Below are 19,828 nucleotides of genomic sequence, written 5' to 3'. Positions count from 1 at the left end.
AGAGGTCCCCTATGGGGGCTAGCCAAAGCCACCTTCTTAGAAGGTGTGATTTTTACTTTTCCTGTTGCCCAAAATAGCCTCCACATCCGTTCTGTGCAGGACTTCTTTTTTTATCAACGCTTCGGCCAGGTTATATAACTGTTCCCGGTGATCAAGGAGGATGCCGATAGCCTTTTCGTAAGCGTCATCTATGATTTCCTGCACTTCATCATCTATTTTCTGTGCTGTTTTTTCACTATAGGGTTTATAAATTGACTGTTCTGTTCTTCCCGTGGAATCATAAAAACTTATATTCCGCAATGTGTCGCTGAGCCCGTAGTTTATGACCATGTTATAGGCCTGTTTCGTGGCCTTTTCAAGATCGTCCAGGGCATTGGAGGAAACTTCCCCGAATGCCAGTTCTTCTGCGGCTCGTCCTCCCAGGGCAGTACAGATGGCATCGAAAAATTCAGATCGCGTAATAATCTGGTGTTCTTCTGGAAGGTACCAGGCCGCACCGAGAGATTTTCCCCTGGGAATAATAGAAACTTTCAATACGGGATGTGCATGTTCCAGGAACCAGCTGGCGGTTACATGACCGGCTTCATGATAGGCTACCCTTCTTTTCTCTTCCGGAGTAATAATCTTGCTTTTCTTTTCCAGTCCGCCCACTACGCGGTCTATGGCATCCATAAAATCCTGTTTATCCACTTGCTGTTTTTCCCGACGGGCAGCGATGAGGGCAGCTTCATTGCAGATATTAGCAATGTCGGCTCCCGAAAATCCCGGGGTTTGTGCGGCAAGCGAAGCCACATGAACATCATCTGACAATCGCAGCGGTTTTATGTGTACTCCGAAAATAGCTTCCCTTTCCTTCAGGTTGGGCAGTTCCAGGTGGATGTGTCGGTCAAACCTTCCGGGACGGAGCAGGGCGGGATCGAGGATATCACCGCGGTTAGTAGCAGCCAGAACAATTACCCCGGTATCGGTATCAAAACCGTCGAGTTCTGCAAGCAATTGGTTCAGGGTGCTTTCCCGTTCGTCATTGGTCTGGAAAGCCTGTAGTTTGCCTCTGGCACGGCCTATGGTATCGATTTCATCTATAAAAATAATACAGGGCGCTTTCATTTTGGCTTTTTGAAAGAGGTCTCGCATTCGCGCTGCTCCTACACCCACGAACATCTCTACGAATTCTGAGCCCGAGAGGGAAAAGAAAGGAACCCCGGCCTCACCCGCCACTGCTTTGGCCAAGAGGGTTTTCCCGGTTCCCGGGGGACCGACAAGGAGAATACCTTTGGGCATTTTAGCGCCCAGTTGCCTGTACTTTCCGGGAGATTTGAGAAAGGTAATCAGTTCATGTATTTCTTCCTTAGCTTCTTCCAGTCCGGCCACATCATTAAAGGTTACTTTACTTTTTGTCCCTTTTTCCAGTACCCGCGCCCTGGACTGACCAAAATTAAAAACGGAGGACCCCTTTCCCTTTGTGCCCGGAAAGCCTCCGCGAAGTATAAATATCCAGAAGAGAATCAGCAGTCCTATGGGGAGGAGCAGTATAAAATGCTGCCACCAGCTTTCCCTGGTTTTGTATGTTACGGAGACCTGTGCCGCTACGGGGACATTTTCCTGGGCATTTTGCAATTGAGCATGAAAAACCTCAACCGATCCGATATTGAAGTAATAGTGGGGGCCTTTTACCGGTTTTTTGGAGAAAACATCTTTAGGGATGTTTTTATATACGGATTTTTCAAGGCTTTCTTCCCGGATATATACTTCTACCCGTACATTGTTGATAACGTCGAGCCTGGCTGCATCACCGGCGGCCAGTATTTCTGTTTCGAACTGTTTCCAGGTAATTTCTTTGACAGCCTCTGTGCCTTTTGAGAACCACAACCATATCAGGACCGCAAAAAAGATCATATATATCCAGGTCATCCCCGGGCGGGAGGAGGAAAGAGGGTGTTTTCCGGATGATTGTTTTGCTGACATGGTCTTTTTTTGTTTCAATGATGGAGTATTACGTTTTTATAGGAGTGTTCTCTGGTGTTTTCCGGAACTGTCGGGGGTGCAATCGCACATATTGCATATTACCCCATACTCATTTTCCATGAGTTAAACGGTGTCTTTGTTCTGGTCTGCAGTTGGTGTTTCCTCTCGGGCATATCCTGGAAAGAGCAGGAGGGCCACAACGTTTGCGGATAATAGGCAAAGGTATCTCATGTGTATTAGCTCAGTTTTGTACATGCATCACCAGAAGCGGTGTCCTGGAGTAAAAGGTGATCCCTTTTATCACGGGTTTTTTCATTAAACGGTGTAAAATGCTGTGTTTCCGGTTTACCAGGGCAATGAGATCTGCATCACGACTTTCGGCAAAACAACTGATTCCCACGGCAGGTTCTATATTGGTGAGGGAGTGAAAGGTATATTTTGTGTCGGTCATATCATCTTCCAGCAATCTCCTGTTCGCTACCTGGATTTCGGTCAGCTCTTCGTTTTTTCTGATATGTAGAATACGAATGGTGGCATTGAACTTTCCGGCAAGATTGAGGAGCGGTTCGAGCTCATTCTTTTCACAGAGAATTTCATAGGAAGTAGCAAATATGATTTCTTTCAATCCCAGGAACTCCCCTTCGGAAGGCACGGCTATGACGGGGCAGGAAGTTATCTTTTCCATAACAGTTACAGCATTACTGCCGTAATTGCTTCCCCGGGTATTTCCGGCCCCTTTGGTACCCATGACGATCATGTCTATCCCTTTTTCTTCCACAAGGTAATTTATGGCATCCGTGAGAAAATTGTTTTTGGAAATCCCTTCGAAATAATGCCGGGGATTTTTGGCAAATACCAGCCGGCGAACAATATCGCTTATGCCTTTCTGACTTTCCTTATACGCTACATCATAGACTGGATTGCCCGCTTCCGGATACATCATGTTTACAGTAGAATAGCTGTAGACCTTAAAGACATTGAGAATGTAAAACATACATTCTTCATTTTTGTATAACTCCGTGGCATAATTGATGGCATTCCACGCGTTGTCCGAAAAATCTGTGGGCAGGAGGATTCGTTTCATCACACTACGTTTTAGTTTTGATAAAGGAAGGAGATAAAACCGAATTGTAACATGACGAATATCATCTGGTTGAAAAAAGATTTCTCAAATGTTATGCAGAAGAATGGATACCCGTTTTCCCCATTATTCACTAAACCAGGGGATATCATCTCCCGGGTTGACCATACCGAAGTCCTTGTTGCAGATCGGTTACCCGTCTTTGACAATACCAATTGCACAACCGGGGGCTGCTGTTTCATTGTACCTGGAAGAAAGAAACGGATCTGTCCGGGTTAGTTTTTCGCTATGATTCCGGGCAAAAGAAATTCCGGAAAGAAAAAGACAATCATACATTTTGTAGAACAATTGCAAAAAAATATGTGGAAACTGATAAGGTATGTACCGGTATCGTGGTGGAAATTTTCTATAGATATAATGAAGAGCAGACGGGGTTTTACCGATGTCGGAAGTTCCCGTACAACAGTAGATAGGGACTTGCTCCATTACCGGATTGCCGTCCGCATTCCGGAATACATATGAATTGGGCGTAGATAAGGGTACTCCTTCCTGCTGAAACAAGAAATATGGCGTCACGGAAACAAATCAGTTAAAGCGGTTAAAAAAGCCGGAAGAAGAAAACCGTAAGTTCAGGCAAATATATGCGGACGCCGGTTTAGATAATCAAATACTCAGAGACATTCTGTCAAAAAAAATTATGTCCTTCAGACAAGAACCACCGGGCGGTTTACCAAAAGATCATATAGCTATTCAACCGGTCTCATCCGTTGCAGTGGATGAATAAGAATACTAACAGGGCCATCTCCTTTTGTGCGGACATTCACGATCAACGCTTTATGGTGCGCGAAAGGGATACGAAATATCCCCAGTTCGATGTCCTTTCCGGAAACCTCAATTCCGACGTAGGGCAGGGGAAATACAGTATCGATTACGATGCAGAGGATGATATACTGTCCGGGGTCAAACATGCCTATGTAAGGGTGAATGTTTACGGAGATCAGGATGATAGAAGGTTTAAGGTGGAATATGTTGGATTTGACGGCAAAACATTTTTTGAGGAGATCATCCATGAAGATATGCTGACAAGTCAGAATGACGATGCGCTATGCCTGGCCCTGGACATGAACAACAGGTTGGTCGATTCATCAGCTTATGCCCATAACATCAGGGGGCGTAATTATACATTCAGCACTACAAAAAAAGATAAGGCTAACGGTGCCCTTGTGTTTTCTGAAAAAACAAGTGTTGAAATACCTTTTTCCAATGTTCTGTCCTTTCATGACAAGTCCTATACATTGAGCTTCCGGATCAACCCGGAAAGGTTTTCTGCCGGGGGATCATCCGTTTTGTCAAATGCCCGGGACGGGCAGGGGGTTAGCTTTGGCATTTCCGGCAAAGGTAATCTGACATACAGGGATCACGCAACAGGGAAGACTATTGAAAGTAAATATCGTATCCGGCCCGGTACATGGTCGGTCATGTGTGACATGGAATACAACAATGTCAGGCGGTAACTTTCGCTCTACTGCAACGGCTTGCCGGTACGTACCTGGCATGATGTGGTTTCTTCCGTTCCATCGCCAACAGGTCTGTTAATCGGAAATAACTTCGAAGGCCGGCACTATACAGGAGAGATAGACCATATCGGGTTACATGGAAGACTGATGGATGATGCATATATTCTTTTAAAAAAATGAGTCAATCGGAATGATACAGGTTTTTCATAAATTATCTGGTCATTGGTCAGATCCTGGCGTTCTTATAAGATTTGATGATATATTTATCATCATGTAGGGGATTTAAAGAGTAATCCGGATTTGTTCACATATATAAAGAGTTGAAGATATTTATGTTGAGAAATATATGGTAAATTGTCCCGACCTGTTATGCATTCCGGACTTACTGATTTTAAGTAATCAACAATAACATCGCGGTAATAAACGTTATTATCCCAAAATATATACAATGAAAGACCTTTTAAGCAAAATTCAAACAGAAATCGAATCATTTAATGTAGATGCCAGTGCACAATCGGAAACCGGCAATAAGGCAGCCGGTACCCGGGCCAGGAAATCTTCGCTGAACCTGGAAAAGCTTTTCAAGGAATTCCGTAAGGAGTCTTTGGAGGCATCGAAAAAATAAGCACATTACATATTAAACGAGAGCCATCCTGGAAAGGGTGGCTTTTTTGTTTTCAGCCTGATTTGATGAGGAAATATAGGAACGTATTATTCCGTTATTTCAATCTTGTTACATTCACAATCTTCAATTACACTTTCATAATAGCCGTCTCCTGTAATTCTGGGCTCACTCACAACGTTATACCCATCGGAACGCAACAGTTCTGTGAGTTCATTTACAGACTTTCTATTGCCAACGGAAATTGCGAAGTGGGATAACCCTAACCAAGGGGCATGATTTGATAAAGACGCTTTGATATCAGGATTGTGCATGAGTTCGATCCTCGTGTCCTCACCTTCAAAAGATAAAAAATAGGATGAGAATTTTTTTTGCACATTGATATACTTTTCGCTGCATTTAACACCAAAATATTTGACATAGAATTTTTTAACTTTCTCCAGGTCATATGTCCAGATTGCTATATGTTCTAATTTCATCACAATAAATATTAATACAATACAAAAGTAGTCAGAAGGAATTATCGGTAATTGTATATTTTATACACCTCAGAACAATCTGAAATTGTAATTGATACCCCGACTTTCTTTATCCGCCTGTTCAACGATTGCAAGATATTGAGATGGTGTATTATTCAGGAAGATTTTAAATTCACGGATAAAATGGGCCTGGTCAAAATATCCGGATGCTGTAGCAATGGAAGTTAGTTTTTCATCCCCATCAATTAAATTGCAAAGCGATTTTCGGAATTTAATCAGGCGTTCGAACTTCTTTGGTGAAATACCCGTTATTTGAGAAAATTTTCTGTTCAAAGAAGTGTAGTTGGTATTTTTTTGTTTACAGTATTTCTCAATGGAAAGGGTTTCTTCATGCCACCTGAACTGTTTGTAAAAATCGGTTAAAAGGACGAGCGTATCACCGGATTGTTCACGGAACAAACCATTCAAAAGTCTGTAAATCTCTTGAATTAATAAATGGTTTGAACCTAATGAATCGTTAGTAATCCCTTTTGTTCTTTCAGTATCTAATGGCAAATTAACGGAATTGTTAACAAGCTCTTTTCCCGGAATTTGAATGAATGGATATAATCCATAAGCATAAAACCGTATGCCAATCAATTCGGTATTGGCAGGATATTTCAAAACCGTATTTTTAAATGAAATTCCCTCGACCTGATGATTATCAATTAAAAAACCATTTCGTTCATATGTTGAATTGTTCAGTACAAATATTAAGTTTATGTACTGCCCCGGGGGAGTTATTAATTCTACTTCTTTCCCCTTGTTTCTCAATGTCCAGATTCTTTCGATCAAATCGGGGAACAGTTCGGTTTTATGTGATTCTATCTCGAGCAATGAGGTCTTTTTAAATTCTATATGAGTAGGTTATTACAGCTCCCGATCAGGATTTTAAAAATAGTTGAATTTCTGATATAATAAAAACGGTTTGGTTGTCCTGATATTTACGGACCACAAAAAAATATTGAAAAAGGCCAATGAAGCTGTGGAAATGGGGGGTGTTTGCGGATCTCATTGACCACCCCGTCGGGCAGACAGTTCATGAAACTTTTAGGCCATTTTGAAAAAAATACAATAAAATTTTGCGAAACCGAAAAGTTGCGTATATATTTGCAACCAATTGGTTTCTTAAAAAGAGTTTATTATAAAATGAAGCGAGACGTTTTTCAAGCTATTGCAGACCCGACACGCAGGGCAATCCTCGTATTGATTGCGACACAGGCATTAACGCCCAACGCATTGGCAGATGAATTTGATATGACACGTCAGGCTGTTTCCAAACATATTAAAATCCTGAATGAATGTGAATTATTGGAACAGGAAAAAGTAGGCCGGGAGATCTTCTATCAACTGAAAGTTGACAAAATGAAAGAAATAGATAAATGGTTAGAGCAGTTTAGAAAAATTTGGGAGACCCGTTTTGACCAATTGGACAATTTATTATTAACCATCAAAAACAAGAAAAAATGAACAGTAATCTATTATTTGATTTTTCCGTGAACAAGGAAAACAGCACCATTCATATAAAACGTGAATTTGATGCCAACCTTGAACTTGTATGGCAGGCGTGGACAACTGCTGAATTATTAAATGAATGGTGGGCACCTAAACCATATCATATCGAAACCAAATCGTTGGATTTAAGAGTAGGCGGAATGTGGCTCTATGCAATGGTGAGTCCGAAGGACGAAAAAATGTGGTGTAAAGCGGATTACAAAACTATCGAAACAAATAAATTGCTGTCTTGGTTAGACGCTTTTTGTGATGAAAACGGAAATGAAAACACCGTTAAGCCACGTTCTTTATGGACGAACAACTTTACCGAAAACAACAGCATCACAACGGTAAATATTACCTTAAAGCACGACAAACCGGAAGACATAGAAATGATGATTGAAATGGGCTTTAAAGAAGGACTTACAATGGCTCTTGGAAATCTTGATGAACTTTTAATCACCTTAAAAAAACAACGAAAATGAACCACCAATTTAACTTTACAGTTGATAAAGCAACAAAAACGGTATCCGTAAGCAGAGAATTCGATGCGGAACTTCCATTGGTTTGGGATGCGTTTACCAAGCCTGAGATCCTCGACCAATGGTGGGCACCCAAACCCTGGAAATCCAAAACGAAATATATGGATTTTAAGGTTGGCGGGCGAAGATTTTATGCTATGGTAAGCCCGGAAGGACAAGAGCATTGGTCTGTTCAGGATTTTACGTCCATCAGCCCCAGGACCAATTTCAAAATGATGAGTGCTTTTGCAGACAAAGATGAAAACCCTGACCTGCCGGGTTCTGATTGGGATTTGGATTTCAGCGAACAAAACGGAAAGACTAAAGTGAGCATTACTATTTATAACGCATCACTTGCCCGGATGGAAAAGATGATTGAAATGGGGTTCAAGGGAGGCTTTACCGCAGGTTTAAATCAATTAGACGAATTATTACATACTTTATCGTAAACATGATTTTCGTTTTCAAGACATCTGTCAAAAACAAGATACAGGAAAAAAAGCTTAAATCACAAATTGACAAGGTATTGCCAAAAGCAAAATGGAATTTCGACCTTGAAGATTGCGACAATATTTTGCGTATTGAAAGCGAAGAAAATATTGTTGCGAAAATTACAACTTTGCTGAAAACTCACAATTTTGACTGTGAAGAATTGGTGTAAAAAACAATGAAGTGCCAATAAAGATGGTATTGCTCATGGCTTTCGGATGTCCTTTCGGCCAGTAGTTGTGAAAGTAGTCTTCAAAGTCTGATATAAACCTATAATTTAACTCGTGTATATTAGGCGGTATTTTTTTGTCTGCCTTCCGGTTACAGGTAGAAATAAAGCGTACAGGTTCCATCGGTGCGTGTATACTCCTTGTTCATTCAATTCTACTGTTAATCCCATGCATTCAATTCTTCAATAACTTTTGGGATTGATCCCAAATCATTTCAAATAAAGTGATATTCCAAAAATCGTAAAACCCTGTAAATTCTGTGATTTACAGGGTTTTGACATTCTTGGAGGATTTTAAAAGTGACCCCGGGATATCACAAATCATAGGTGTACTTGCACGGACGGATACGTTTTTTTAGAGACCTGTAGACCATAAAGCAGTATGAGACCGGGGATATAAGTAGCATTCAAAAGGTAACATTCAGTTAACAAATACAGAACAACTAAGCCAAGGTATATTTCTAAATTAGGACTGCAAATTTTGTTCAGGAAATGGCAGCTAAAAACGACATTTTTTTCCGGAAACTGTTTGAGGAGACTCATGCCAAGGCATTTAACTTTTTAAAGGCCCTGAGCAAGGATGAAAATGTGGCCGGTGAAATTACCCAAATCGCCTTTGTAAAAATATGGAAGAACATAGATAAGTTTAAAAAACACCCTAATCCACAGGTGCTGGTCCGTATTACCGTAAAAAACACTTTTTTGGACGAAATACGTAAGCAAAACAGAATGAATGCCCTACCGGTATTTATTGAAGAAAACGAACATCTTCATCAGACTATGGTCGATCCCATTGAGAATGACCAGAACACAGGGGAAGCATGTACAGCGGTGCACTGTGCCATAAAGAAATTACCGGAACGGATACAGCGTATTTATACCCTACACCAGTTCGAAGAGCTAAGTCCAGTCGAAATAGCGGATACCCTTCAACTTTCGGTCACCACTGTCAGGACCAATTTGGAAACAGCCAAATTTTTCCTGAAACGTGAACTTAAAAATTTCGGGACATAAAAAAATAATGATCTCACCACGTTTAATACCTTCGGTCCTTCCGTCCCATCGCGGGGTTTGCTCCTAAGGTAGCTATAATTTCGAGATTAAATGTTCTGGTACTTACATGAAATACTTTCAGGGCTTCCTAACCTATATTTCGTTAGCCTACTCCTGCGATATAACGAAGTCTGGACATACAGTGTTGTATTCTATCCTGGCCATGGACATCAACATTCAGACAAACTTTTTATCCTGACAAAGGCAGACGTTCCGGTTGTATTGGACGTATCACTATGGAAATCAAGGGGCTCTACCCCTGTCCGGAACCTTTCCGTTCCCAAATATTTTTCCTCCATAACATTAACTTGATTTTCTCATAACGTTAAGTTCTTTTCTTTTGTCCTTCTCAAATCGTTTTATATATGAATAGGAAGAACAATGGATTTACAACTGTTACACAAATACCTGAACGGCAAGTGTTCGGAAGAGGAGATTGCAAAAGTGGAAAAGTTTCTCCGGGACAACCCCGGAGCGGCTGACCGTATACTGCAAAAAGAATGGGATAATGCATCCAATCTTATTGCAGAAAAAGATTCAAAAGCTATCCGGGAAGTCGTTTTTAAAGTGGTGAAAAAGGAGACGGACAAAACAGCCGGGGCAAAACGGTTCCCCTTTCCTATAGTCAAAAATTCCTTAATGATAGCGGCCTCCCTTCTTTTACTCATAACGGCGGGACTTTCCTTTTTCCTGTGGCAACAGGGGCGTGCAGAACATTGGACGGTAGTCCTGAATGAAAGACATAAGGTGAAAGAAATACGGTTGGAAGATGATACAAAAATATGGCTCAGGCCGGGGTCATCTATATCTTATTCTGACAGGTTTGGTGACAAGGAAAGAAATGTAAGACTAAAAGGGGAAGCCTATTTTGATGTAGCCAGGGATACGCTGAGACCATTTAAGGTACAGACCGGGAGGGTGATAACACGAGTGTTGGGCACCATGTTCAACATAAAGGCCTATGACTTTGAAAAGGACATCCAGATCGTGCTCTCCGAAGGGGCCATACAAGTGAGCCTTGATGATGAGCATAAAGGGCTTATGGAACTGGTACGCATGCAGCCGGGAGAATTGTTCCGCTTTGACCGGGCACATAAAAACTTTAGTAAGGAAACGGTACAAAACACCTCTGAAGACCAATTCAAGGGAGATAAACTCGTATTCCATAATATTACTGTGGAAGAGGCCCTGAACAGGGTGTCACAATTATATGATATACCTCTGGACCTTGAACAACTGCCCGAAGAAGACCGCAACAAACATATTTCCGGGGTGTTTGAGTTTACCTCACCACAAAGCGCTGTTAAAAAGATACTGTTTATCCATCACTTGCGATGGGTACGGCAGGACAACGGAACGGTGCTGATACTGGGGAGGGAATAAAATATAGAACATAAAAAAAAGCGTTGCTACCAACAACGCCTTTTGTAACGTATGCAAAGAAATTAATAACAAGGATCAATCGCAAAATCAAAACCATTAATTATTAACTAATCTATACATACTGTAATTCATGAAGATCAAAATTAAGCAATACTGTTTAATTATAAACAGGTATTCAGGAAAACTATGCCTTATATTTTTCATTTGTGCACACCTATTCAGTACCAGGGCAATGGCTCTCGAAGTATTTTCTCCGGATTCCTGCCAGGGAGGAGGGCAAAGCCTGAAGGCATTTATGGAAATATTGATTGAGGAAACAGATTACAACTTTTTATTTGATGCATCCCAATTAGAAAAGGCTACCTTAAAAAAAGATATTATTATCAAGGGCAGACCTATAAGAGATATCCTTCAGGATATTAACAGGCAGGTCCCCATAGAGTACAGTATAGAAAACAACGATGTTTCCATACGGCTTGTTCCACAAGTACAGGTACAACGGCAAAGAACAGGACGGCTGAACGGGCATGTTTACGATGACCTGAATATGCCACTTCTTGGAGCCAATATTGTTATAGAGGGTAAAGGACTTGGAGTTTCTACCGGGTTTGAAGGAGATTACAGTATACAGCTCCTCCCCGGAATCTATACTATTCAGGTAAGCTATATCTCTTTTACGACTCAACGTATCACTGATGTAGTGGTGGAAGCCGGAAAAACAACCACTTTGAATGTCGTGCTCAAACCTCTTGAAAATGAGCTGGAAGAAGTCGTGGTGACCGCTACTTACCAAAGAGCATCCATTGAAGGATTGTATGCCCGTCAGAAGAATTCAGCTTCGGTCATTGACGGGATATCTTCAGAACAGATTGCCCGTACGCCCGATAACAACGTGGCACAGGTGTTAAAACGTATTTCAGGTGTTACTGTGGATAAGGATAAATACGTCACTGTACGTGGAATGAGCGAACGTTATAACAATGTACAGCTCAACGGGGCCTCCATGCCCAGCACCGAACCCAATCGCCGCAACTTTGCGTTCGATGTCGTACCGGCGACACTGATCGATAACGTCACCATTGCCAAAAGTTTTACACCTGATATGCCGGGGGAGTTCGTGGGTGGTCTGGTAGAAGTAAATACCCTCTCGGTGCCCGACGAACATTTTCTGACCATTACGGCGGGTACGGGTATGAACACCAACAGTACAGGCCAGGATTTTTACAGTAACAACCGCTACGCTTCTGACTGGGTATTTGGCAATATAAGTGACCGGAAGTGGTATAGCGGGCGTACCCCGGAAGCTGCATTGGAAAATATTGAAAATGCCGGACAGATCAATAACTACGGTTTACGCAAATATACAGCTGACCCGGTACAAAGCTATGAGGTGAGTGGGGGTAAACCCTTTGACCTCGGTAACGACAACCGGTTCGGGGTAGTGGCCGCGATCACCTACAGGAACGAACAGACCATTGAAGACATTAAAGAGATACATACGATTTCGCGCGACAGCCTTTATAAGGATGGAAGTTTCCGGAATAAATTTGTGACCGCCGTCGGAACGGTGGCCAATCTGGGATGGGAAATGCCAGGGCACAAGGTCAATTGGCGTAACCTGTATAACAGCCGCTTTACACACACTAACCAGCAGCGTTATATGAATAAATATTATGAAGGCTACAATTTTGCCGAGCAATATAGTGCCCCCCTAATAGCCAATCTATGGCAGACCCAGCTGGATGGTGAGCACTTTTTGATAGACCAGCACTTGCAGTTAAACTGGAATGCCTCCTATAACAAGGTGATCCGTACCAGTCCAGATGACCGCCTGATATCGGGAAGAGTATTAGGATCTGCTGTGGATGGCGAAGATGTGTATAATTGGGTGGATGGGTTTCTTCTCCAAAGTTCGGGGAATCCGCAAAATATCCGTGACGGGCATGTGATGTACAGTAAGCTGGAGGAAACCAAGAAAAATGCCGGTATAGACGTGGCTTATAGCTTTGATGTGGGCAATAACCGTCAAAAATTAAAGGCTGGTTACCTCGGCACCTTTCGTGATGCCGATTTCGGACAACAGTACCTACGGGGGAAGTTTCTCGTAGATCCACTGGACTACTATGGACTATCCCCCCAGGAAATGTTTGCGCCCCGGCATTTTACTGATGGCAGCCTGACCTATGTCGTCTCGGGGATGCAAGGTGTCAGGCCCGATTATTACACCGGAAAACAAGAGGTACAGGCAGCTTACCTGCTCGGCGAGTTTGCCCTGCTGCAAAAACTGCACATAATGGCCGGTATCCGGTTGGAAGATGCCAAGACGGAAGTAAATACAAAATTATATTCATTGGAGGAAGGTGTTGTCGATAGCCTGGCGACGGTAAATAAGACCGACTGGCTTCCGGCAGCTACCCTGGTGTATAAGGTAACAGGTAACCTGAATGCTCGCCTGGCCTATGGCCGTACCCTGGCCCGGCCCGACTTCCGGGAACTGTCCTATAACACCTATTACAATGTGGACGACCGGGTCATGGTGATCAACCGGGGTTTGCTAAAACAGTCACTTACAGATAATTATGATCTGCGTCTGGAATGGTTTCCCCGGCCGGATGAGGTGATCTCGGTAAGTGCTTTCTACAAGAAATTTACCAATCCTATTGAATTGGTTACACATCCTACTTCAGATCAACAAAATTTTTATATGTATTCGGTGAACCTGGATGAGGCTACTGTCAAAGGCTTGGAATTCAACCTTCGCAAATCCTTCGGATTTATTGCCCCCGGCACCTTGCTCGAAGCGTTGTATCTCAGTGGCAATGCTTCCCTCATTGAAGGGGACGTAACGTATAATCTGGGGAACCTGCTGGAATTGCCCGAAGGCAGCCGGCCCGACCGTGACCGACCGCTGCAGGGGCTGTCACCTTATATGGTCAATGCCGGCCTCGGCTACGAAGGCCAGGTATTCGGCATAGCGGTAAATTACGGACGGGAAGGACGCAAGCTGGTCACTTCCGGCGATTATGAAAAGCACGACCAGTACCTGGATCCCAGGGATATCCTCGACCTGCAACTCTCTGCCCGTTTCCTGCAGCAAAAAATGGAAGTAAAATTTAACATATCCGATCTGTTTAACCAGGATTTTATAATATACCGAAATAGTGATTACGACCCAACGAACGACCAGTCGGTAGACCCGGGAACCTACCACGACCGAACCGGTCTGGGTATGGATTATAACAAGGGCGACTGGGTGATGAGCCGGGTAAAGAAAGGTACAAACCTGTCCTTGTCCGTCAGCTATAAATTTTAACGAGGCTCCTTTTTTCATAAGGAAATATGAAAAACGATCGGGAAATATATAACGGCTTAAAATACTGCAAGGATAAACAACAAGAATGATGCATACTTGACCATAAAACTTAATACCAAAGTGCGGTTTGCTGGCAAACACCACAATGGGAATTGCCCACCCATAAAGCAACGTAAGCAGCAAGCCCTAACCCAAAACCTGAACGAGGCAACTATGAAACAAAAGAAATCCAAAAAAGTATTGAGCTAACCACCAGGTGGTTGTGCTCAACAACAAGGGTAATCAGCCTATTTTTTTGAGCACTGACGACTTGTTTTGCTAAAACAAAATCAAAGCAATCGAACAAATTTCAACGGGTCTTCACTGATGATTAACGTAAAAAGGGAGATCCGAAAATAAAAAACTTTTAAAAAACATTCAAAATCGAAAACCATGAATTTTAAATTTTCCAGATTAATGGCTTTAAGCGCGGTGGCAGCCATAGTTACCGTCGGCTTTCAATCTTGTTCTTCAGAGGAAGAGAATTTGGACCCTGTAAGTGTTAAAACCCGTGCTGTGGTGACCATCCCGGCCAACACGGTGATCAGTAGCAATACCACCTGGTCCAGCGCCAATGAGTACCTGCTCCAGGGAAAGGTCTGGGTGAGCGGTGCTACCCTGACCATACAGGCCGGTACGCTGATCCGCGGCGCATTTAATTCCAATCCTGTAAATGCCTCTGCGCTGGTTATTACCCGTACCGGAAGGATTGAAGCCGAAGGGACAGCGACTAACCCTATAGTAATGACAGCCGAAGCAAACCACCAGGAAAAAGGTGGCTGGGGCGGTTTGGTAATTTTGGGTAATGCCCAGATCAACCAATCCCCCAACCAGCAGATCGAAGGAATCTCAACAGGGGTCGTTCCTACCGGGGTGAACGCCACTTACGGGACTAACAACGCGGGAAATAATGACGAAGATTCCGGTACCCTGCGTTATGTCCGTGTAGAGTATGCCGGCGCTTCCATAGCCGAAGCCAATGAGTTGAATGCCTTTACTTTCGGCGGTGTGGGTAGTGGTACTGTAGTTGATCACTGCCAGGCCTACTATGGTGCAGATGATGCTTTTGAGTTTTTTGGAGGCCGCGTCAATGCCAGATATCTGGTAGCTACGGCCTGTGATGATGATGCTTTTGATTTTGACTTCGGGTACCAGGGCAAGATCCAGTACGGGATCGTAACCATTGATGGTTCTGAGAACTATTCCAGCGACCCGAATGGAATCGAATGCGATAATGATGGCAGCGGTAGCAGTAATACACCGTTTACCCACCCGGTACTGAGCAACTTGACTATTGTAGGGACTATTGACGGTGGAATTGCTGGTGGTGGTAATCCAACTGGCTCTTTATACAATGCAGCCCGTTTTCGTCGCAATACACAGTATACCCTGGTAAACAGTATTGCTTACGGGTACCCGACAGGGATTTGGAATAACACTGCCCAATCATCCAGCTCCATTACCATTGCCAATAATGTAGTGGCTTCCGTGACGGCCAATCGCGAATATGTCGGGTTTTCATCAACACCGCCGGCTACTGGTAATATTGCCTCTGCGGTAAATTCAATTACGTTGGATAGTCCTTGGGGTAACCCTTATACAACGGATGCGCTTAAACCAACAGGGGGTGCTGCCATTGATGGAAATTATTATACGCATACCGATCCCTTCTTCGATAATACCCAATATAAAGGTGCCATTGATAAAACAGGGAGTAGCTGGTTAGCGGATGCCGAGTTTGACGGTTGGGTGATTAACTGATAATTGCCGAAGTGGGAAAGCTATACAAACTGATTAGGCTTAACACAGATATGGCAGGGCAGGGCGCTTTACTGTCCTGCCAAATCTTATAATTTTAGAAATACCATAACTAATGAAGAAATTTACACTATTGTTCTTAGCAGTCCTTATAGGACTTGCTGGCTGTGAGAAAGAGGATGCTGATTTTATAACGTCGGATTATTATTCCCTGAAAGGATCAAGTTATCCGCCGGATAGTGGTACCGATGAATACATATCCTTATTCAACGGAGATACCATAGGTACCGCAATCCCTTTTACAACTTTTCTTGCGGCTGGTGAAGGAGGTATACTCGAACTTGTAAAAAAAGGAGAAACTACGCCTGAATTCTCTCAGGAAATCACCCTATCGGAGAATATGGAGTTGGAATTTATCAAATTACCGGGCGATCCCGTGATGCTATATGAAGCTGATCAGTATACCACCTTTTCGTTCAATTTGAGCTATTATAGCATTGAAGAAAGACAAAACTACATGGACTATCAATTCCTGTTTAACGGTAACAGCATCATGTTAAGTAGTAACATCATCCGGCTGGATAATCTAAAAGGTACACTTGAGTTCCGGAAAAAAGGAGAAACGGTGTTTAAGGAGGAAGTAACTGTTACACCGGAAGAAACATTAAACTACTTACAATTATCTGAGAGAGAATACCTGCGAATACTAAGTGGGGATGAAGAGGCCCCGGCACCGGGCGCGTGTAAGATCCGGTTCTTCTATTTTGCCGATGATTTCCCCGGCGTAGAAGAGTTGGAAATTACACTGTACTATGTATGGAGAAACTATGATACGGAGGAATTGGCAAGCTTTACCCTGCAACCGGGTGTTATGACGGATTATACCGGGGAAGTCGACTGGGCACAACGCTCCGCCGACGGCCAGCGTTTACGTGGTTTATCATTCGACCTGAAAAATCCTGCTACGGGGGAGATACTGGCGGAAAAGATACATTGTCAAGTGGGAAGGGGATCAGAAGGCCTTTATACCGTTAAAATAATTGACGATAGTAGCTGGAATTTTAATGTTATTGTTATAAGAGACTGAACCGATGGATTACCCCATAAGCAAGGAACGTACACCTATCCTGAGAAGTAATTGTAGTACACAAGGCGAAGGGAGAAAGGGGAGTAAACCGTTGGAAACTTAAAAGGTTGTAATATGTTACCTTATAATTTTAGGATAAACATGAACATTGATTTAATATGATTTTGATTTAGGCAAACTACTCTGGACTTACAAACCAACTGATAATGAAAAGACAATACGAATTCCCTTTGGGCCTTTCTATAATCAAAGTTAGCATGACTGTCTTGTTTCTCGCGGGTTGTACACAAGACGACAACCTGCCTGATTTGACCGAACCTGTTTCCTATACCACTTTGGTATATATGGCAGCGGACAACTCTATGGATAGTGAGGTGGACTATACTCTGGAACAGTTGAAAGAAGGCATCCCTAAAAGTGGGGGGATAGTGTTGGTTTATCTGGATAGGGAAGGAGAGGCACCGCGGTTATTTCGTATTTTGGAAGACGGAACGGAAGCCCCCTTAATGCATTATGAGGAGGAAAACTCGGCAAGCGCCGAAACCCTGAAAAGGGTGCTTGAAGAAACTAAAGAGTTGGTCCCTGCCGAACGGTACGGACTGGTCTATTGGTCGCACTCCATGGGCTGGATGCCCCGGGATTATGCCAAGACCCTGAGACCGGTTTCGGAGCGGGGTGCTGTTTTTCCGCGTACACGCTACCTGGGGATAGATAACCATCCCGGTGAGGGAAATACCTTTGCCACGGTGATGGAGATTGACAGGATGGCGGCTATTCTTCCTGACCATGAACTGGAATATATCTGGTTTGATGTATGCCTGATGGCAGGGGTGGAACCCTTGTACCAGTTGCGTAACAAATGCCGCTATATGGTGGCTTCACCTACCGAAGTGCTCATGGAGGCGGGGTATGATGCGTCGGGCGCACCTTATGGAGCAATATTATCATATTTATTCGGGGGAGAGGAGGACCTGGAAGAGGCATGCCGACTCTATATAGAGCATTATAACAGGAAAAAACAGGAAATTCTCCGGTCAGCAACGATCAGCCTGGTTGATGCCGGTCAATTGGAAGGCTTATATATCATAACTTCTGATATATTGGAGGGGAAACTGGAAAGTGCCTCGGTAATGGAAACAAGGGATTTGCAGGCCTATCACCAGGGAAACATTCCTCCCGTGTTTTTTGATTTCGGGGATATGATTGGGCAGCTTGGTACGACGGCACAACAGAAAACGCTTCGGGAGCAACTTGAGCGAACAGTTATTTATAAGGCTGCAACAGATCAATTTATTGAATTGCCTATTGATCCGGAACATTTCAGTGGTTTAAGTTGTTATGTGCCTTTAAGCAAATGGAGATCTAATCCGGAATATGCTTATTATTTCAACCTGGACTGGGGTGGGGTTTATGGAAATGAATAAGGACAGGAAAAAACGGAAAACCGTTTGCACAATTGCGTATAGAATTTATGGACATAAAATAAGAAGAGAGAAAAGTAGAATGATATGTGAGATGTAGCGAATTTGTTGTACCGTGACAATTTTTCTTGATAGTATGGAACATCCTGCCCTTTTTTTAATTCCCTATAATAAAAACATCAACCAAAACAAAAATGAGAATACCAACTCAAAAAACATGGGGCCAACGCTTTTTGGGGCGGCTTTCGGCACAACTCTTTATGGAATGTCATACCACGGCCGCAGGGGTTGCCCAGGACGGCACCATATACTTGGGAGATGACCAACGTGACCTTATCTGGAAAGTGGATCCCATGGGAGAGCCAGAAATATGGATCGGTGGCCGTGACCACTATGAAGATGAGCCTAGGTTCGACCGGCCCACAGTGCTGGGCCCGGACAGTGAGGGAAATTGCTATGCGGAGGACAGGGATGGTCGGATCCGGCGAATATCCCCCAAGGGAGCGGCAACAACATTGCCCGCACCATTGTGGCCGGAGGACGTCCATGGATGCAGGACCACTGATATTGTCTTGAGGTTCCGTTATGTAGAATGGGCTTTCCTGGAAGGACAAATATATATTCTGGACTTGGGCAAGGAAGAGCATACCTATCTGTCCTTTGGGGAGTATGAAAAAGTACCAGTACTACAAAAAATAGTATTGAAGTGAAGGTAAAATTCCGGAAATGTTCATTATATCTGAATGTTCATGTATCATGAACAAGGGTTAAAAGCGCATAACAGTATGCTCGTTATTTCGGCTCTCTCTTTTCTTATATAAAAACCTGTAAGGCAATTAAGTAAACGACGACAAATGCTTACTAACGATTGAAATCGCATATAACAAGCACTTTAGATTTATTCATTTCACCCTATAATCTCATCCAAAACTTTCCCATTAGCACAATTTGCTTTCCGAAAGCCTTCCTCACATTTATGAGTGAATTTAAAACTAGTCAATGCTAAATGACTTTGTCAAGACTCAACCTAGGATATATTTAAGGGGAGATTTGGTGGTAATAGAGAAATTCTACCGTGATTAAGGAGATCCCGAATCTCTATTGCATTATGTCCGGAATGACCCGATAATATGGGTGAATAGAGGAAAACAGAAAAGGCTTGAATCACACGATTCAAGCCTTTTCTTCGTAGCGGATAAGTGTCAAATATCGAATTATTTCCTGCAGGATTTGAAGTCACTTGAGTAAATGCGGTCATTCTGATATACTGGGTGCATCACTATCGTCCTCCTGCATAAAAGCGGAAAAGTCTCTTCTGTTTAATCCCATTAAATGGGG

16 protein-coding genes are annotated in these 19,828 nt (G+C 43.1%); 12 read left to right on the top strand and 4 right to left on the bottom strand.

All coding sequences use genetic code 11. From position 1 onward, the window contains the following. Positions 1 to 36 precede the first annotated feature (36 nt). Together ftsH and ED312_RS11620 are read right to left on the bottom strand one after the other, a co-directional pair. The gene (ftsH, locus tag ED312_RS11625) at positions 37 to 1,965 is read right to left on the bottom strand and encodes an ATP-dependent zinc metalloprotease FtsH (protein WP_240643088.1); all 1,929 of its coding nucleotides are present in this window, start codon (positions 1,963 to 1,965) and stop codon (positions 37 to 39) included. Between the two features lie 241 nt (positions 1,966 to 2,206). Continuing rightward, positions 2,207 to 3,049, bottom strand: coding sequence for a universal stress protein (locus tag ED312_RS11620; protein ID WP_123216187.1), 843 nt, complete (start codon positions 3,047 to 3,049; stop codon positions 2,207 to 2,209). A gap of 773 nt (positions 3,050 to 3,822) precedes the next feature. Between ED312_RS11620 and ED312_RS11605 the strand changes: the two genes are divergently transcribed. Further along, positions 3,823 to 4,560, top strand: coding sequence for a LamG domain-containing protein (locus tag ED312_RS11605; RefSeq protein ID WP_123216184.1), 738 nt, complete (start codon positions 3,823 to 3,825; stop codon positions 4,558 to 4,560). 451 nt (positions 4,561 to 5,011) lie between these two features. Further along, on the top strand, positions 5,012 to 5,188 hold the full coding sequence (locus ED312_RS11600) for a histone H1 (protein ID WP_123216183.1): 177 nt from the start codon (positions 5,012 to 5,014) through the stop codon (positions 5,186 to 5,188). Between the two features lie 86 nt (positions 5,189 to 5,274). Here ED312_RS11600 and ED312_RS11595 read toward each other — a convergent pair whose 3' ends face one another. Both ED312_RS11595 and ED312_RS11590 read right to left on the bottom strand, forming a co-directional pair. Continuing rightward, positions 5,275 to 5,664 carry a VOC family protein gene (locus ED312_RS11595; protein WP_123216182.1) on the bottom strand — a complete coding sequence of 130 codons (390 nt, stop codon included), beginning with the start codon at positions 5,662 to 5,664 and terminating at the stop codon, positions 5,275 to 5,277. A gap of 69 nt (positions 5,665 to 5,733) precedes the next feature. Next, a complete protein-coding gene (locus tag ED312_RS11590) occupies positions 5,734 to 6,540 on the bottom strand; it encodes a helix-turn-helix domain-containing protein (protein WP_170164501.1) in 807 nt (268 codons plus the stop codon). A 312-nt stretch (positions 6,541 to 6,852) separates the two neighbouring features. Between ED312_RS11590 and ED312_RS11585 the strand changes: the two genes are divergently transcribed. The 10 genes from ED312_RS11585 (at position 6,853) to ED312_RS11535 (ending at position 19,200) form a co-directional block, all read left to right on the top strand. Then, positions 6,853 to 7,173, top strand: a complete 321-nt coding sequence (locus ED312_RS11585; protein WP_123216188.1) for an ArsR/SmtB family transcription factor — start codon at positions 6,853 to 6,855, stop codon at positions 7,171 to 7,173. Continuing rightward, complete coding sequence (locus ED312_RS11580; RefSeq protein WP_123216180.1) at positions 7,170 to 7,682, top strand: SRPBCC family protein; 513 nt, start codon at positions 7,170 to 7,172, stop codon at positions 7,680 to 7,682. Before ED312_RS11585 ends, ED312_RS11580 begins: the two co-directional genes overlap by 4 nt. Continuing rightward, a complete protein-coding gene (locus ED312_RS11575) occupies positions 7,679 to 8,167 on the top strand; it encodes an SRPBCC family protein (protein WP_123216179.1) in 489 nt (162 codons plus the stop codon). Before ED312_RS11580 ends, ED312_RS11575 begins: the two co-directional genes overlap by 4 nt. Before the next feature lie 761 nt (positions 8,168 to 8,928). Beyond that, on the top strand, positions 8,929 to 9,450 hold the full coding sequence (locus ED312_RS11565) for an RNA polymerase sigma factor (RefSeq protein WP_123216177.1): 522 nt from the start codon (positions 8,929 to 8,931) through the stop codon (positions 9,448 to 9,450). A gap of 420 nt (positions 9,451 to 9,870) precedes the next feature. Beyond that, the gene (locus tag ED312_RS11560) at positions 9,871 to 10,872 is read left to right on the top strand and encodes a FecR family protein (protein ID WP_123216176.1); all 1,002 of its coding nucleotides are present in this window, start codon (positions 9,871 to 9,873) and stop codon (positions 10,870 to 10,872) included. 232 nt (positions 10,873 to 11,104) lie between these two features. Then, the gene (locus ED312_RS11555) at positions 11,105 to 14,185 is read left to right on the top strand and encodes a TonB-dependent receptor (RefSeq protein WP_170164500.1); all 3,081 of its coding nucleotides are present in this window, start codon (positions 11,105 to 11,107) and stop codon (positions 14,183 to 14,185) included. A 432-nt stretch (positions 14,186 to 14,617) separates the two neighbouring features. Then, entirely contained in the window at positions 14,618 to 15,985 is a 1,368-nt protein-coding gene (locus tag ED312_RS11550; protein WP_123216174.1) for a hypothetical protein, read from the top strand. A gap of 112 nt (positions 15,986 to 16,097) precedes the next feature. Next, positions 16,098 to 17,069 carry a hypothetical protein gene (locus ED312_RS11545; protein WP_123216173.1) on the top strand — a complete coding sequence of 324 codons (972 nt, stop codon included), beginning with the start codon at positions 16,098 to 16,100 and terminating at the stop codon, positions 17,067 to 17,069. Positions 17,070 to 17,275: 206 nt separating this feature from the next. Beyond that, positions 17,276 to 18,493, top strand: a complete 1,218-nt coding sequence (locus ED312_RS11540; RefSeq protein WP_123216172.1) for a clostripain-related cysteine peptidase — start codon at positions 17,276 to 17,278, stop codon at positions 18,491 to 18,493. A 191-nt stretch (positions 18,494 to 18,684) separates the two neighbouring features. Beyond that, the gene (locus ED312_RS11535) at positions 18,685 to 19,200 is read left to right on the top strand and encodes an NHL repeat-containing protein (RefSeq protein ID WP_123216171.1); all 516 of its coding nucleotides are present in this window, start codon (positions 18,685 to 18,687) and stop codon (positions 19,198 to 19,200) included. Positions 19,201 to 19,828 lie beyond the last annotated feature (628 nt).

Source organism: Sinomicrobium pectinilyticum (genome assembly GCF_003725735.1).
Classification (GTDB): domain Bacteria; phylum Bacteroidota; class Bacteroidia; order Flavobacteriales; family Flavobacteriaceae; genus Sinomicrobium; species Sinomicrobium pectinilyticum.
Note: the sequence above shows the minus strand (reverse complement) of the source record. Positions and strands in the feature narration are given on the sequence as shown.

Excerpts from the sequence above, each read along its gene's own strand:
- ftsH (WP_240643088.1), bottom strand. The coding sequence starts at position 1,965 with ATGTCAGCAAAACAATCATCCGGAAAACACCCTCTTTCCTCCTCCCGC.
- ED312_RS11620 (WP_123216187.1), bottom strand. The coding sequence starts at position 3,049 with ATGAAACGAATCCTCCTGCCCACAGATTTTTCGGACAACGCGTGGAAT.
- ED312_RS11605 (WP_123216184.1), top strand. The coding sequence starts at position 3,823 with ATGAATAAGAATACTAACAGGGCCATCTCCTTTTGTGCGGACATTCAC.
- ED312_RS11600 (WP_123216183.1), top strand. The coding sequence starts at position 5,012 with ATGAAAGACCTTTTAAGCAAAATTCAAACAGAAATCGAATCATTTAAT.
- ED312_RS11595 (WP_123216182.1), bottom strand. The coding sequence starts at position 5,664 with ATGAAATTAGAACATATAGCAATCTGGACATATGACCTGGAGAAAGTT.
- ED312_RS11585 (WP_123216188.1), top strand. The coding sequence starts at position 6,853 with ATGAAGCGAGACGTTTTTCAAGCTATTGCAGACCCGACACGCAGGGCA.
- ED312_RS11580 (WP_123216180.1), top strand. The coding sequence starts at position 7,170 with ATGAACAGTAATCTATTATTTGATTTTTCCGTGAACAAGGAAAACAGC.
- ED312_RS11575 (WP_123216179.1), top strand. The coding sequence starts at position 7,679 with ATGAACCACCAATTTAACTTTACAGTTGATAAAGCAACAAAAACGGTA.
- ED312_RS11565 (WP_123216177.1), top strand. The coding sequence starts at position 8,929 with ATGGCAGCTAAAAACGACATTTTTTTCCGGAAACTGTTTGAGGAGACT.
- ED312_RS11560 (WP_123216176.1), top strand. The coding sequence starts at position 9,871 with ATGGATTTACAACTGTTACACAAATACCTGAACGGCAAGTGTTCGGAA.
- ED312_RS11555 (WP_170164500.1), top strand. The coding sequence starts at position 11,105 with ATGGCTCTCGAAGTATTTTCTCCGGATTCCTGCCAGGGAGGAGGGCAA.
- ED312_RS11550 (WP_123216174.1), top strand. The coding sequence starts at position 14,618 with ATGAATTTTAAATTTTCCAGATTAATGGCTTTAAGCGCGGTGGCAGCC.
- ED312_RS11545 (WP_123216173.1), top strand. The coding sequence starts at position 16,098 with ATGAAGAAATTTACACTATTGTTCTTAGCAGTCCTTATAGGACTTGCT.
- ED312_RS11540 (WP_123216172.1), top strand. The coding sequence starts at position 17,276 with ATGAAAAGACAATACGAATTCCCTTTGGGCCTTTCTATAATCAAAGTT.
- ED312_RS11535 (WP_123216171.1), top strand. The coding sequence starts at position 18,685 with ATGAGAATACCAACTCAAAAAACATGGGGCCAACGCTTTTTGGGGCGG.